Source organism: Paenibacillus sp. IHB B 3084 (assembly GCF_001447315.1).
Classification (GTDB): domain Bacteria; phylum Bacillota; class Bacilli; order Paenibacillales; family Paenibacillaceae; genus Paenibacillus.
The window spans coordinates 1,194,897-1,208,655 of record NZ_CP013203.1 but is presented as its reverse complement, the minus strand read 5'-3'; the positions used below and the strand labels follow the sequence as shown (position 1 = coordinate 1,208,655).

Genomic DNA, 13,759 nt, shown 5'->3' with positions numbered 1-13,759 from the left:
GTTTTAAAGCATTATCGACGATTGTGCGGGAGGATGGATATTCTTTGGATGTCTATAGTGTGAAGAACGCGCTGCGCTTGCAGCAACGGGAGGCGCGGGACTCTATGGACCCGTTGACGCGGCAGGAGGCATCGGCTGTGACCTGTCGGCATGCAATTGAGGCATGGGAGCAGCTTAGAATAGACAGAAACAGAGATAGACTGACGGTATTTAGCTATCTTTCTTTTGGCAGCGAGATTTCGACGACTCCCTTTATTGAGCATTGCTGGTCACGCGGAGACCGTGTGCTGGCTCCGAGAGTGGACCCGGTAACCCGGACCATGGAGCTGAGGCAGATGGGTCAGCACGACGATATCGTGCCCGGCATTTGGAACATTCCTGAGCCTGCGCCCACATGCGAAAAATGGGCGCCTGAAATGTGGTCGGAAATCGACTGGGTTGTCGTGCCGGGACTGGCCTTTGATCGTCATGGGGGCAGAATCGGCTACGGCGGAGGTTACTATGATCGTTTCACCGTACAGGTAGAGGCGCAGAAGCGTGATAACGGTAATGCAGGTCCGCTTTATGTTTCGCTGCTGCTGCCGGGACAATTGCAGGAGCAGGTACCCATGGAGCCGGGGGATTTGAGGGTGGATGTGCTTTTTACCCCGGAAGGTCCCATACATTGCGATATTGCAAAATCAGAAAAACAAACGACGAATGAAGTGAAGTTTGGCATGTGAAAGGAGCTGTGAGGGAGTCGTGGATTCCTTTACTCATTTTAATGAACAGGGACGAGCTCGCATGGTGGATATTTCGGGCAAAGCGTCCACGGTTCGTACAGCAGTCGCCGTGTCGCGGATTACGATGAATCCCGCTACGCTCACGGCTGTGAAAGAGGGTAGGATCGGTAAGGGTGATGTACTTGCTGTGGCCCAGGTCGCCGGGATTCAAGGCGCGAAAAAAACGTCGGACTGGATTCCGATGTGTCATCCGCTGGCTCTGACAGGCGTGAACATTACGTTTTCTGATAATGGACATGATGTGCTTCACATTGAAGTTGAAGTGAAGACCGAGGGCAAGACAGGTGTGGAAATGGAAGCTTTGACAGCGGCTTCAGCCGCAGCGTTAACCGTGTATGATATGTGTAAGGCGCTGCAAAAAGATATGATCATCGGCCCTACCATGCTGCAATCGAAAACAGGTGGCAAGCATGGGGATTTCCAAAGGGAGGACCACCGGGAACCTTGACATAGACATACATGTCGCCGAGAGGGTACTGTGATGTGATGGAAGATGCAGCGTGGCTGTTTCTGATTTTCTGAAGAGAAAGTATTCTTTCATGATAGGAGAAGGGTGATCTTATGGTGTGGAAAACGGCGATCCTAACAGCCAGTGATAAAGGGGCGAGAGGAGAGCGTGAGGATACAAGCGCACAGGTCATCCGGGAACTCATCGAAGAAGAGCTGGGCGGAGAGATTGTGGAGTACCGGATCGTTCCCGATGAACCGGATGAAATTATTGCGGCTTTAATCGAAATGACCGATTATTTTCATGCAGACCTGGTACTGACGACGGGTGGAACCGAGTTGGCAATCCGTGATGTGACACCCGAGGCGACTCGGCGGGTCGTGGAACGGGAAGTGCCCGGCATGGCGGAAGCGATGCGTATGATTGTGATGCAGAAAAATCCGGCGGCCATGCTTTTTCGTGGAATCGTAGGGATCCGGGGGCGTACGCTGATCGTGAATTTGCCGGGAACGCCCAAGGGCGTGCATGAAAATTTGGCGGCTATTATGGATCAGTTGCCAGAGGCGCTTCTCATGGTGACAGGCCAGTTCCGGTAGAAGGCAGCACGTCGAGTGTGGTATGATATCCGTAAGAATTTACATGACTGTATGCGGACTAGCTATACAAGAAACATACAACGGACAAGCATGGTCTCCATGGTTGTTTCTGCGTCTGTGCACCAGATGCTGGTTCTTGTTTGTAATTTTGCCCGTTAACATAAGGAGGGTTACCACACATGCCTAATATTGGAGCACCGGGTTATATTTTGTTAATCATTCTGGCGTTGCTGCTATTCGGCCCGAACAAGCTGCCTGAGCTGGGTCGCGCTGTGGGGCGTACATTCCGTGAGTTTAAAAACGGAGCACGTGACATTTTGTCTGAAGACCAACGGACTGAACACAAAGACAGTAAGGATAGTGCGGTCAAAGCATCCCAGACGTCCGCTTCAGAAGTGCGGCCCCAGCCCGAGGATAAACGGTTATCTTAGGTTAGTTTCATTTTTGATGCCTTTTACAATTTCAAGAAGAGCCTCTTCTCCAGGGAAGGGCTTTATTTTTTAGGAGGCGCAGCTGCGTACGATCCAGAAAGGAGGAGCGAGTTTGACCCAACCAGAGCATGAAATGCCGCTAATGGAGCATCTGGGCGAGCTACGGCGCAGAATTATTTATGTGCTGATTGTATTTGTTCTGGCACTGGCTGGTGGTTTGTTCGCCGCTGGTCCCGTCTATGACTGGCTTATTCGCTCTGGTTCGGCGCAGGCTTTTCAGTTGAATGCATTTTCCTTCTGGGACGGAATAGGGATCTACATGAAGATCGCCATGTTGATCGGGATTGCGGTGGCGCTGCCGTTTGCATGCTACCAGTTGTGGAAGTTTGTTAGCCCCGGCTTGCGACCGCAAGAACGAAATGCAACTTTGCGGTATGTGCCTTATGTGCTGCTGTTGTTCGTGCTCGGTGCAGCTTTTGCATATTTTATTGTTTTCCCGATGGCGATTCAGTTTACGTCGTCTGTCACCAAAAGCATGGGACTGCATGAAACGTACGGTATCGCTCAATACTTCACCTTTATGTTTAATATTGTGTTGCCTGTGGCTCTGTTGTTTGAATTGCCGCTACTCATCATGTTCCTGACGGGGATTCGGGTACTCACTCCGATGAGGCTTCGCAAATGGCGGAAAATTTCTTATTTTCTGCTTGTCTTTGTTGCTGTCGTTATAACTCCCCCGGATTTTATCTCTGACTTTCTGGTGGCGATCCCGTTACTGGTGCTGTATGAAGTGAGTGTGTACATGTCGACAGTGGTGTACCGCAGGCAACTGCGTGCAGATGAAGAACGGGAGGCACAACTGCGTGTAGCACCGGAGCGGTAACAGGTAGAACCCGAGTTTCCGTGCAAAACGGTATCTTCGGGTTCTGGAGCTACATGGCAACTTGCAGACCATGAAGATCAGGGATTGGCAGATCATAACCATTTGTAGATCATGAAAAGCAGCAGCTTAGCTGTCTTGAAAACAGATCATAAAAAATAGCAGCATAGCTGCCCTAAAAATAACCATTAGCCTGAGATAACGGTTATTTTTAGGACAGATGGATATAATCGAGAAGGGTCGGCCATAAAAATTCCCATAAAAAATACATCAGGGACTTGAAATTCAATCTCAAGTTGAGTATCATAAAGTTGGTTGTTAGCACTGACGAGTGTCGAGTGCTAATACATACAACATAACAACCGTATAACGGAATAAAACACTTAATAAGGAGGCTATTTTTTCATGATCAAACCTTTGGGTGAACGCGTATTGGTGGAAGCAATTGAGCAAGAACAAACGACTTCCTTTGGAATCGTACTTCCTGACTCTGCTAAGGAAAAGCCGCAAGAAGGCAAAATTATCGCGGTTGGCGCAGGCGCATTGAAAGACGGTGCCCGCATTCCTCTGGAAGTAAAAGAAGGCGACCGTGTAATCTTCTCTAAATACGCTGGAACGGAAATCAAATATGAAGGTAAAGAATATTTGATTATGAAAGAAAGCGATATCCACGCGATCATTGGTTAACCGGAATCCGGACAAGACCTGAATATAGGAATCGAACAAATCATTCATAATCCATGGGAGGTTTATCGCAAATGGCAAAAGACATTAAATTTAGTGAAGACGCTCGTCGCTCCATGCTTCGTGGGGTAGATGCATTGGCTAACGCTGTTAAAGTAACACTCGGACCGAAAGGCCGTAACGTTGTACTGGAGAAAAAATTCGGTAGCCCGCTCATCACAAATGACGGTGTAACGATTGCAAAAGAAATCGAGCTGGAAGACGCGTTCGAAAACATGGGCGCTCAACTGGTTAAAGAAGTAGCAACCAAAACCAACGATGTAGCTGGTGACGGTACGACAACCGCTACTGTTTTGGCTCAAGCCCTCATCACAGAAGGTTTGAAAAACGTAACTGCTGGCGCAAGCCCAATCGGTATCCGTAAAGGGATCGACAAAGCGGTTAAAGCAGCTGTTGCTGAACTGCAAGCGATCTCCAAGCCAATCGAAAGCAAACAATCCATTGCACAAGTAGCCGGTATTTCCGCTGCTGACGACGAAGTAGGCGAACTGATCGCTGAAGCTATGGAAAAAGTGGGTAAAGACGGTGTGATCACGGTTGAAGAATCCCGCGGTTTTGCAACTGAGCTGGAAGTGGTTGAAGGTATGCAGTTTGACCGTGGCTACATTTCCCCGTACATGATTACAGATACGGACAAAATGGAAGCTGTGCTGGACAATCCGTATATCCTGATCACAGACAAAAAAATCACGAACACACAAGAAATTTTGCCTTTGCTTGAGAAAATCGTACAACAAGGCAAGCCGCTCGTGCTGATCGCTGAAGACATCGAAGGCGAAGCGCTGGCTATGCTCGTTGTCAACAAACTGCGTGGTACATTCAACGCTGTAGCTGTTAAAGCTCCTGGCTTTGGTGACCGTCGCAAAGCAATGCTGCAAGATATCGCTGCCCTGACAGGCGGTCAAGTAATTACGGAAGAACTGGGTCTGGACCTGAAAACTGCTTCCGTAGACCAACTGGGTACAGCACGTCAAGTGCGTATTACAAAAGAAAATACGATTGTGGTTGACGGCGCTGGTAACAAAGCCGACATCGACGCTCGTGTTAGCCAAATCCGTACACAACTGGAAGAAACGACTTCCGAGTTCGACAAAGAGAAACTGCAAGAGCGTCTGGCTAAATTGTCCGGTGGCGTAGCAGTTATCAAAGTTGGTGCGGCTACTGAAACAGAATTGAAAGAACGCAAACTGCGCATCGAAGATGCCCTGAACGCAACCCGTGCTGCGGTTGAAGAAGGTATCGTATCCGGTGGTGGTGTAGCGCTCCTGAACGTATACAGCGCTGTTGCAGCCGTTGAACTGCAAGGCGACGAGCAAACAGGCGTGAACATCGTATTGCGCGCTCTGGAAGCTCCAATCCGCACGATCGCTGCTAACGCGGGTGAAGAAGGCTCCGTAATCGTTGAGCGTCTGAAACGCGAAAAAGTTGGCGTAGGCTTTAACGCAGCTACTGGCGACTGGGTAAACATGATCGACGCTGGTATCGTTGACCCTGCAAAAGTAACTCGTTACGCACTGCAAAACGCTGCTTCCGTAGCAGCTATGTTCCTGACTACCGAAGCGGTTATTGCTGACAAACCAGAACCTGCAGGCGCTGCTGGCGTTCCTGACATGGGCGGCATGGGTGGAATGGGCGGCATGATGTAAGAATGCCAAAAACCCTTGTTGTAGCAAGGGTTTAGGTGATCGGTATGTTAATTTGTTAACAAATTGTTAACTCTGATCAGATTTTTTGAGGCTCTCATTAGTTCGCTGAACTTTTGAGCAGCCTCTTTTCTTTTTAGCTTAGTTATATGAAGGTATATTCTGCGCGTTATCTCGTCGTTCGCATGTCCTAGCCGCTGCATGATTTGTTCGAGAGTGGCTTCGGCTTCAGCTAATAGTGACGTATGGGTATGGCGAAGTGAGTGCGGGGTGAGATCAGGATTAAGTCCGGCTAGTTTTAAAAGTCCCTTCATCCTGAGTTCAACCATTTTTATAACTTGAGGATACCCAGCAAATTTGCCGACTCTCGCGAATATAAAACCCTGATCGTGATATGAAGTGCACCCCTTAGAATAGACATTGGAATAAACCCCTGGTTTATCCGATGAATTTCTAGGGGGTGCATTTTTATGCCAGCGAAAAAAGGACAGAAGTTTAAAGAGTATACGTTTGAAACCAAAGTAGAGGCCATACGGCTTCATATCGAAGAAGGTTGGACATATCGTAAACTCATGGAGAAGTTCGGGATTGCAGATCGACATCGGTTGAAAGAATGGATGCAGAAGTACAAGAAACTCGGTGAATTCGGACTTATGGACCAGCGAGGACGACGGAAGGAATATATGGACCAGGACAGGTACGTCCAAAAGTTAAAACGGGAAAACGAAATGCTAAAAAAGTGTTTGGAAATCTGGATGCAGGAGATGAGGCGCACAAGTATGTAACGATTGAGAAGGCCGCTAAAGAGTATCCAGTTAGCGAACTCTGTAAGCTATTTAAGGTCTCTAGAAGTGGATATTACGCCTTCTTAAAACGGAGAGATGCAGATCGAGATCGGGACGCGAAAGCACTTGTGAAGAAAGTGTATGAGCAGTATAACGGGGTCTACGGCTACCGGCAAATCCAACTATTTTTGCAGCACGATCATGGCGTCTGGATGAACCATAAAAAGGTACTCCGGCTCATGCAGGTCTTGGGAATCCGCTCACAAATTCGTCGGAAGCATCGCTGCAACTATGCTTCTTCTACAGAATGTCGTGTGGCGAAAAATCTGCTAAAACAGGATTTAAGGCGGACAAACCTAATCAAAAATGGGTCACAGATATCACGCAATATCGTGTAGGTGATTGCTGGCTATATCTGTCTGCGATTAAAGACTTGTTCAATAACGAAATTATCGCGTACCAGATGAGCCATAGAAATGATAACGAACGGGTTTTACAGACGTTTCGACAAGCCTGGAAACAGCAAAAAGACGTGACTGGCCTCATCGTTCACAGCGACCAGGGATTCCAGTACACGTCCCATGCGTACCATGACATGCTGCCAAAGGTTGGCGCCCGAATCAGCATGTCTCGCCGAGGCAATTGTTATGATAATGCCTCGATGGAGAGCTTCTTCTCGTATCTCAAAACGGAAGGGCTCTACCCATATGTTATCCGAAATATGGATGAGGCACAAAGGAGAATAGAAGAATATATTCGATTTTACAACCAATGTCGACCACAACGAAAGTTAAATAAGCTGCCTCCGAAAGAGTATCGGAAGCAGCTTATAGCCTAGGGGCTTTTTTCAGTGTCTATAAAATGGGGTCTTGACCAGGGTTAAGCCAGGTAAGAGTATATGTTGTCCAGCCATTGGGTGATGATATGGTGGAAGTTGTAGACTATGGAGGCCCCGTAGAAAAGTTTTCGCCTGATGCAGTTAAGATTAACGGATCTTTACTTGTATCGTAAGCAATTTGAATTTAGAGTAGATGTGAAAAAGGACTCCGCTGGTTTATAACCAGTAAGGAGTCCTTTTGGTTTATTCCTGATCACTTCTCGTAAAAACTTTTCCAATCAAGATGTATATGATTAATGCAATAATCACAGCCAGACCATAGTCGATAATAAACTTAATGAGGTTTTCTAATGTGAAAAATCCAGTTCCTGTGTTGTATTGAAAAAATTCTAACCTTCCGTATGTTAGATTCCCGATAATGTTGCCGATGAGCAGCGCGATGATAAATCTCCAAATGTTTTTCACCAAATACCTCCTGAAAAAATAATTAATCAAAATAGAACTTGTCATAAAATCAACTATAGTTTACCATAAATAGAGTAACTATTACATCAATGGTAAATGCATATAAAAAACAATGAGGAGTTGAAGTGATGAAAAAAGTATGGATAACCTCACTAATGGCCGCAACTTTACTATCAGGTGTGATTGCGGTACCAGCCTCAATGTACGCATTGCCTTCTACAGACTCTAGTAGTGTTTCTAGTAGTGCTAAGGATTCTCTTAGTGAATCTGAATTACAAGATATCGAAGGTATCGCCGAATATTTCAATTTGTCTGAGCAGGAAAAAAATGATTTTATTAAAGCCATCCAAAATAAAGAAGACCGTGGAGAGTATCAAACACAAGGGAAATTGAGCTGGGCAGTAAAAGCTTTAAAAGCAGGATATGATAAGCTTCCGGCTTCAGTGAAAGCTTTCATTGGAGTAGAGGGATTCTTACAGATTCTTGGTGTTGTTGATAACTTTACTGGAGCTATTGAAGATGCAATATATGCAGGTGCTTTGCAAGTTACCGGAAATGAAACTGCTGCTTGGTGGGTTACTAAGGCTCTAATGTTGCTTTTATAGGTTATTCAACAATAAGATGAATGGTGTAGATTTTCCTTAAACTAAAAGCTCTGCTAACCTAATTGGTTGGCAGAGTTTTTTTTATTTTTGACCGGAGTGTGTGGCGCATAAACCAAAAAAAGATCTCTCAATAGATGATGTATGTGGTATAATATGGAATATGATACAAAATGAGGAGGTTGAAGCAGAGCCGTAACGGGGTAATTCAGCCTTAGTTCAAAAATGACTTTCACTTTGTCTTGCTTTGTGATTTTTCCTTGCTTTGAACTAAGGCATTCAACTTTTTTAAGTAGGCATTCTCCATGCGCAAACGTTCTATTTCCGCTTGTAACGCCTCGATAAAGCCTTCAACTGGAGTAGGTTTCTTGGATTCTTCTTTCATGGATGGACGCCCCTTTTTCTTTGATTTGAGGGCATCTACACCTTCTGTCTCTAGTTGATTCTTCCAACGTAGTACCAGAGAATGTGTTGGTATATTGAAAATCGCAGCTGCTTCTCGGATAGATGTCCCATGTTCGTTTATATAATGAAGCACCTTTAGTTTATCTTCCACGGAATAAGTTGTATAGCCATTTTCAAAACCCTGTTCTCCATGATGTTCGTACTGTCGAATCCATGTTAGGAGTATACTATGCGATACTCCTATACTCCTCGCTATGCTTTTCTGTCCTTCCTTCCCTTCAAGATACCTTTTTACCGCTTGTATTTTTTCTTGTGTGGTCACTTTAGCCATTACAAAAACTGCACCTCCAATGTTAGATGGTGTCTAAGTTATTGAAATTTGCTTATCAGGATTTTTTTGATGACAGACGGTTCAAAAATACAACGCAGAAGAACATTGAAACTATCAAACCATGTTTGGTGAGTTTGTGGAGTTTATTTTTGATTGGTGGGCATTTTGCGATGGAAATTGAAGGATTGGTAAAGGTCATGATCTCTCGCCCTCATGCATTGACTAAATGACAAGCAATATGTATGATGAGTTAGGCAACATAAAAGCAACTAAAACAACAAGAAGACTATAGTTAAACAAACAGAACGAAGTGAAAAACATGCTAGGTATCGTACAATTTGAATGTGAATGAGGGATATGCTTGGGAGAGAGTACGATCGGAAAGTCTGGGTTTACTCGGGAGATGAAAGGATTAGTTATTCCTTCTGTGCTACAAATGCTTGTTGCTAATTCATTTTCGCTAGTGAATATGCTAATGGTGACCAGCTTGGGAGATGGGGCAGTTGCTGTCACCGCTGCAATAGGCAGAATCAGCTTCATTTTATCGATGATCCTTACTGCAGTCTATGGGATGACTGCTTATATGACCCAGTACCACGGAAAACAGCAGCATACGCTTATGCGAGCAACATTCGGTTTTATGCTGTTGACGGGAATCTGCATCAGTCTTCTGGCGTTTGTTGTTGTGTGGATCTGGAAGGAGCCGATTCTTTCTCTATTTATTAAGGATATTGAAATACTGCAGCTTGGTATTCAATACCTCACGATTATGGCTTTTGTTTTTCTGATCAGTGCGATTAGAGATGCTTATGCTCAGGCGCTGGGATCCATAGGGAAGGTTAAGATAACTTTATATGTCGGTCTATGTGCGATGGCGATTAATATTACACTCGACTATGGGCTGATTTACGGGAAGTTGGGTTTACCCAACCTGGGTGTTGCAGGAGCGGCATGGGGAACGTTGATAGCTTCAGGTACGAGTCTTCTGTTTTTGTTTGTTTTCATTTATAGCAAATCGTATTATTTAAATATTCGATTTCAAGAGCTGTTCAGTTTACCTCTGATACTGCGCAAGCAGGTGGTGAAAACGATAACCCCACTAGTGTTTCACGAAGGCATGTGGTCGATCGGAAATATGCTGTATGCCGTAGCTTTTGGTTCATTAAGCATCGCGGCATTGACTACATTCCAGCTTGCAAATACGCTACAAGGATATTTTATGATGGGGATTCACGGATTTGCCTACGCGGCAAAAGTGATGATCGGACAAAAGCTGGGACAGGACAAGCAGGAGCAGGCGCTGGATTATGCTCGCAGATTTACTCGGATTTCGGTCATTACGGGTATAATCGTTAGTGCTGTCATGATGATGGTTTCGCCGTTTGTGTCCTTTATTTTTCCTTACTTAAGTGGGGAGGTTCACGCTTCTTTAGGAAATATTCTTCTGCTGCAGGCTGTGGCAATGACCGCATTTTTCTTGAATAATGTATGGATTGTCGGTATGTTTAGAGCAGGTGGAGATAATTTGTTTACGATGAGCATGATTTTAATTACAACATGGGCCATTGCATTACCGGCAGTATTTGTTGGGGCATATGTGCTCCGTCTGCCGCCGGAGTGGGTGTATGCATTATTTTTGTGTGAAGAGATGAGCAAGGCCTTCATAGGGTATAAACGTTATCGCTCCCAGAAATGGATGCGGAATTTGATTAAGAATGTCCCTGAGACGCCTTCCTCGGCGTTATCTTTATAATGTCCAAGTGAGTGTCTAAATACGTGGGAATAGTAGCGAGGAAGAATAGGAGGATTTGCAATGTCTCTTGCGGGTGAAGAAAGAAAGCTAAGTATTATGAACTTGCTGAACGAACATGGGAAGGTCATTGCGGGCGACCTGGCACGCATGTTCGAGGTTACAACAGAAACGATTCGTAGAGATTTGGATGAGCTGGAGAAGGAGAATAAGCTCAAGAAGGTGTATGGCGGTGCGATCAAGCTGAAGGTAGAGGTAGAGCCAGCATTGTTTGAAAGAGCCTGTATTAACCAAGAGGCGAAGGAGAAAATTGGATATCTTGCTTTTACACTAATTGATGATCATGACGTTATCTTTATAGATGAAGGCACGACACCGCTTCAGATTATCCCGTATCTATCTCAGAAGCAGCAGGTTACCGTTCTAACGAGCTCGATCTCTGCCATGATGTCCTTGATCGAGCTCAAGAAACGAGAGCAATTCGATGGCCGAATTATTATGCTTGGCGGCGAAGTGAGCGTGAAGCATCTCCGTGTATCAGGTGCTATTGCAGAAGCAAATATGTCGGATTTTTTTGTGAATAAGGCATTTGTAACTGTAGATGCCTTATCGATGGAGCATGGATTTACAAGCTATGACTATGAAAAAGCAACGTTAACTCGCAAATGGATTCAGCAGTCGGAAACGTCCATTGTTCTGGCGGATTCATCAAAATGGAACAAACGATCGATGGTTAAGATATGCGACTTCGAGAATGTCGATGTGGTTATTTCGGAACTGGAGCCTCCATCAGAATGGAAGGCGCAGTTGGAAGACTCCAATACAAAATGGATGATGCCGAGTGAATCATATACGTGAGGCTTGATTCAGGCGTAAAGCTAGTAGAGAGGGAATTCCTTCTCTACTAGCTTTTTTTGTGTTGTTTGTTGTTGTGTTAAATTTGTAATCTCTATGTTAAATATTTGGGATTGCATTGTATTGATTATTTTTTAGCAGTAGAATGATAAAAACAACATAAATAAAAATAAAAGCAATTAAAAACATTTTTTTATTTGTGTTCATAATTTTGTGCTTCAGCAGGTTCCTAGTCAATCTGATGATGATAAAAACAGGAGTGGTGACGATGAAAGACGCAGTGTATTTAGACAAAAGCAAAAGGAAGTACAAAGGAAATTTGCACTTACACACGACATGGTCAGATGGATCGCAAGAGGCGCTGGATGTTGTCGTTGCGTTCAAGGATAAGGGCTACGACTTTATCAGTATAACGGATCATGATGTATTCGTTCGTACGGCTGAATATGATACGGATTCTTTCATCGTGCTGCCAGGCATGGAAAGAGGAGGTTTGAATCACGTGCCGGATAAAGACTCTGGCTACCACTTTGGAGTGCTGGGTGATCCGACAATAGAGTCGGAGAAGGAACAATTTCATCATTTGCAATCGTTTGAGATTCCCATTCCTTGGGAGGGATCACAATCTCCGCAGAAGCTAATTGATGAAATGAAGGCTCATGGAAATCTCGTCATTTTCAATCACCCGGAATGGCATTTGACACGTTTCGAGGATATGGTTCAGTACGATGGATTTTTTGCGATTGAAATATACAATCATGCCACGGAATGGACGCCAAGTTCGTCTTATGGAGCGGCCTACTGGGATCATGCGCTTCAAAATGGCAAGCGTGTGTTTGGGATCGCTGCTGATGACTCGCACAATCATGACCCAAACAGCAAAATTGCTGAGTTTGGGGGCGGCTGGGTTTCTGTCGAGGCGGAGGAGCTTTCGCAGCAAGGGATTATAGATGCACTAAAGAAGGGACAGTTTTATTCCAGTTCTGGACCTGAGATCCTGGATTATCGTGTGGAGGATGGGTTCGTCAACGTCGAGTGTTCGCCCTGCCAATATATTATGTTTAAAGCATTTCCACAACGCGGGCCGTTCCTCGTGCAATACGAGACAGGTGAGCTGATGACCTCTGGAAGCATGATGATTCAGAAGGACATGCAATATATTCGGGTCGAATGTGTGGACGAGAAGGGCAGAGTAGCTTGGTCTAATCCGATCTTTGTGGGAGATTTGGAGGAGGAGGAACAACAATGAGAGATGCTGTTCTTTTGGATGCTGTCTGTCAAAAGTATAAAGGAAACATTCATGCACACTCTTTTCGCAGTGATGGCGAGTATACCGTAGAGCAAATGATAGAAGCCTATCGCTCTAAGGGCTATGATTTTATGTGCTTGAGTGACCATGAGATCTATTTTCATAGCGATGCGTATGACACGGAAACGTTTATTATGCTGGACGGCTATGAAATGGCTTGCGAGATGGAACGTAATACGACCGGTCAGCAGTATCATCTGCATGGACTTTTGGATCGCTCATTGTTGGCAGAGAAGACTTTTCAGCATGATGAGGAACATGCAAAGCCGGATTATGAGAGCTTGGATACCATTCAGCAATTGATTGATGAAATGAGGAGCAAAGGAAATCTTGTCATTATGAATCATCCCGAATGGTCTAAAAATCGGGAAGAGGATTTGCATAAACTTGAGGGCTATACAGCGATCGAAATCTATAATCACCAATCCGAAATCCAAGAGGCGGTAGGTTATGGTGTATCCTACTGGGAATATGTTCTCAAGCGAGGCAAGCAGGTAAACGCAATCGCCGCAGACGATGCTCACGGGGGCCGACTGATATGGTGGTATCCGAATTTTATGGAGGTTGGATAGCTGTAGAGACCGATCAATTAGAGCAACAGGCGATTATCGAGGCCATAAAAGCAGGTCATTATTATAGCTCCAATGGTCCCATGATCCATGATCTTCGCATTGAGAACGACAGGTTTAAAGTCAAATGCTCTCCTGTACGAAGCATTCGTTTTATTACTTTCCCGGACAATGGCTTGGCTGAAATGGATCCGACGGGCCAATGCATCACCGAAGCCGAATATCTCATTCAAAATAATGAGCAATATGTGCGCGTGGAATGTGTAGATACATCGGGCAGAGTAGCGTGGAGCAATCCGATCTATCCCAAGTCTGAGTTGCAATGA

General features: G+C 45.0%; 18 protein-coding genes and 2 pseudogenes. 17 read left to right on the top strand and 3 right to left on the bottom strand.

Annotated elements, in window-relative coordinates; translation table 11 throughout:
• The first annotated feature begins 44 nt into the window (after positions 1 to 44).
• From ASL14_RS05655 to groL, 7 genes are all read left to right on the top strand, one after another.
• Positions 45 to 722 (top strand): 5-formyltetrahydrofolate cyclo-ligase, encoded by a 678-nt coding sequence (locus tag ASL14_RS05655; RefSeq protein WP_134910771.1) that lies wholly within the window; start codon positions 45 to 47, stop codon positions 720 to 722.
• Positions 723 to 741: 19 nt separating this feature from the next.
• Positions 742 to 1,230, top strand: a complete 489-nt coding sequence (gene moaC / locus ASL14_RS05650; protein ID WP_134910770.1) for a cyclic pyranopterin monophosphate synthase MoaC — start codon at positions 742 to 744, stop codon at positions 1,228 to 1,230.
• 113 nt (positions 1,231 to 1,343) lie between these two features.
• Positions 1,344 to 1,826, top strand: a complete 483-nt coding sequence (locus ASL14_RS05645) for a MogA/MoaB family molybdenum cofactor biosynthesis protein (protein ID WP_013309212.1) — start codon at positions 1,344 to 1,346, stop codon at positions 1,824 to 1,826.
• A 179-nt stretch (positions 1,827 to 2,005) separates the two neighbouring features.
• On the top strand, positions 2,006 to 2,257 hold the full coding sequence (locus ASL14_RS05640) for a twin-arginine translocase TatA/TatE family subunit (protein ID WP_134910769.1): 252 nt from the start codon (positions 2,006 to 2,008) through the stop codon (positions 2,255 to 2,257).
• 112 nt (positions 2,258 to 2,369) lie between these two features.
• Positions 2,370 to 3,140, top strand: a complete 771-nt coding sequence (gene tatC, locus ASL14_RS05635) for a twin-arginine translocase subunit TatC (RefSeq protein ID WP_134910768.1) — start codon at positions 2,370 to 2,372, stop codon at positions 3,138 to 3,140.
• Between the two features lie 402 nt (positions 3,141 to 3,542).
• Positions 3,543 to 3,824, top strand: a complete 282-nt coding sequence (gene groES / locus ASL14_RS05630; protein ID WP_025685233.1) for a co-chaperone GroES — start codon at positions 3,543 to 3,545, stop codon at positions 3,822 to 3,824.
• 71 nt (positions 3,825 to 3,895) lie between these two features.
• Entirely contained in the window at positions 3,896 to 5,527 is a 1,632-nt protein-coding gene (gene groL / locus ASL14_RS05625; protein ID WP_044647879.1) for a chaperonin GroEL, read from the top strand.
• 47 nt (positions 5,528 to 5,574) lie between these two features.
• On the opposite strand, the gene ASL14_RS05620 is transcribed toward groL, so the two are convergent.
• Entirely contained in the window at positions 5,575 to 6,066 is a 492-nt protein-coding gene (locus tag ASL14_RS05620; RefSeq protein ID WP_223264209.1) for a tyrosine-type recombinase/integrase, read from the bottom strand.
• Here ASL14_RS05620 and ASL14_RS05615 point away from each other — a divergent pair.
• The 4 genes and pseudogenes from ASL14_RS05615 to ASL14_RS27805 form a co-directional block, all read left to right on the top strand.
• On the top strand, positions 5,995 to 6,309 hold the full coding sequence (locus ASL14_RS05615) for a helix-turn-helix domain-containing protein (protein ID WP_223264208.1): 315 nt from the start codon (positions 5,995 to 5,997) through the stop codon (positions 6,307 to 6,309). The two genes, ASL14_RS05620 and ASL14_RS05615, sit on opposite strands and share 72 nt — an antisense overlap.
• Positions 6,310 to 6,437: 128 nt before the next feature.
• Positions 6,438 to 6,707 carry an IS3 family transposase gene (locus ASL14_RS28775; RefSeq protein WP_237171614.1) on the top strand — a complete coding sequence of 90 codons (270 nt, stop codon included), beginning with the start codon at positions 6,438 to 6,440 and terminating at the stop codon, positions 6,705 to 6,707.
• Entirely contained in the window at positions 6,617 to 7,147 is a 531-nt protein-coding gene (locus tag ASL14_RS29485; protein ID WP_134910767.1) for an IS3 family transposase, read from the top strand. The genes ASL14_RS28775 and ASL14_RS29485 overlap by 91 nt, the downstream gene beginning before the upstream one ends.
• 41 nt (positions 7,148 to 7,188) lie before the next feature.
• Positions 7,189 to 7,369: pseudogene (locus ASL14_RS27805) on the top strand (hypothetical protein); the annotation flags it as partial.
• 21 nt (positions 7,370 to 7,390) lie between these two features.
• Here ASL14_RS27805 and ASL14_RS05595 read toward each other — a convergent pair.
• Positions 7,391 to 7,615 carry a hypothetical protein gene (locus ASL14_RS05595; protein ID WP_134910766.1) on the bottom strand — a complete coding sequence of 75 codons (225 nt, stop codon included), beginning with the start codon at positions 7,613 to 7,615 and terminating at the stop codon, positions 7,391 to 7,393.
• Between the two features lie 125 nt (positions 7,616 to 7,740).
• Between ASL14_RS05595 and ASL14_RS05590 the strand changes: the two genes are divergently transcribed.
• Entirely contained in the window at positions 7,741 to 8,217 is a 477-nt protein-coding gene (locus ASL14_RS05590) for a hypothetical protein (protein WP_134910765.1), read from the top strand.
• A 179-nt stretch (positions 8,218 to 8,396) separates the two neighbouring features.
• On the opposite strand, the pseudogene ASL14_RS05585 reads toward ASL14_RS05590, so the two are convergent.
• Positions 8,397 to 8,950 (bottom strand): annotated as a pseudogene (locus ASL14_RS05585) (helix-turn-helix domain-containing protein); the annotation flags it as partial.
• A gap of 361 nt (positions 8,951 to 9,311) precedes the next feature.
• On the opposite strand from ASL14_RS05585, the gene ASL14_RS05580 reads away from it, so the two are divergent.
• From ASL14_RS05580 to ASL14_RS05560, 5 genes are all read left to right on the top strand, one after another.
• Complete coding sequence (locus ASL14_RS05580) at positions 9,312 to 10,703, top strand: MATE family efflux transporter (protein ID WP_134910763.1); 1,392 nt, start codon at positions 9,312 to 9,314, stop codon at positions 10,701 to 10,703.
• 60 nt (positions 10,704 to 10,763) lie between these two features.
• Entirely contained in the window at positions 10,764 to 11,558 is a 795-nt protein-coding gene (locus tag ASL14_RS05575) for a DeoR/GlpR family DNA-binding transcription regulator (RefSeq protein WP_044647872.1), read from the top strand.
• A gap of 265 nt (positions 11,559 to 11,823) precedes the next feature.
• Entirely contained in the window at positions 11,824 to 12,804 is a 981-nt protein-coding gene (locus tag ASL14_RS05570) for a CehA/McbA family metallohydrolase (protein WP_134910762.1), read from the top strand.
• Positions 12,801 to 13,436: a PHP domain-containing protein gene (locus ASL14_RS05565; protein WP_134910761.1), complete on the top strand. Its 636-nt coding sequence runs from the start codon at positions 12,801 to 12,803 to the stop codon at positions 13,434 to 13,436. The genes ASL14_RS05570 and ASL14_RS05565 overlap by 4 nt, the downstream gene beginning before the upstream one ends.
• On the top strand, positions 13,403 to 13,759 hold the full coding sequence (locus ASL14_RS05560; RefSeq protein ID WP_134910760.1) for a CehA/McbA family metallohydrolase domain-containing protein: 357 nt from the start codon (positions 13,403 to 13,405) through the stop codon (positions 13,757 to 13,759). The genes ASL14_RS05565 and ASL14_RS05560 overlap by 34 nt, the downstream gene beginning before the upstream one ends.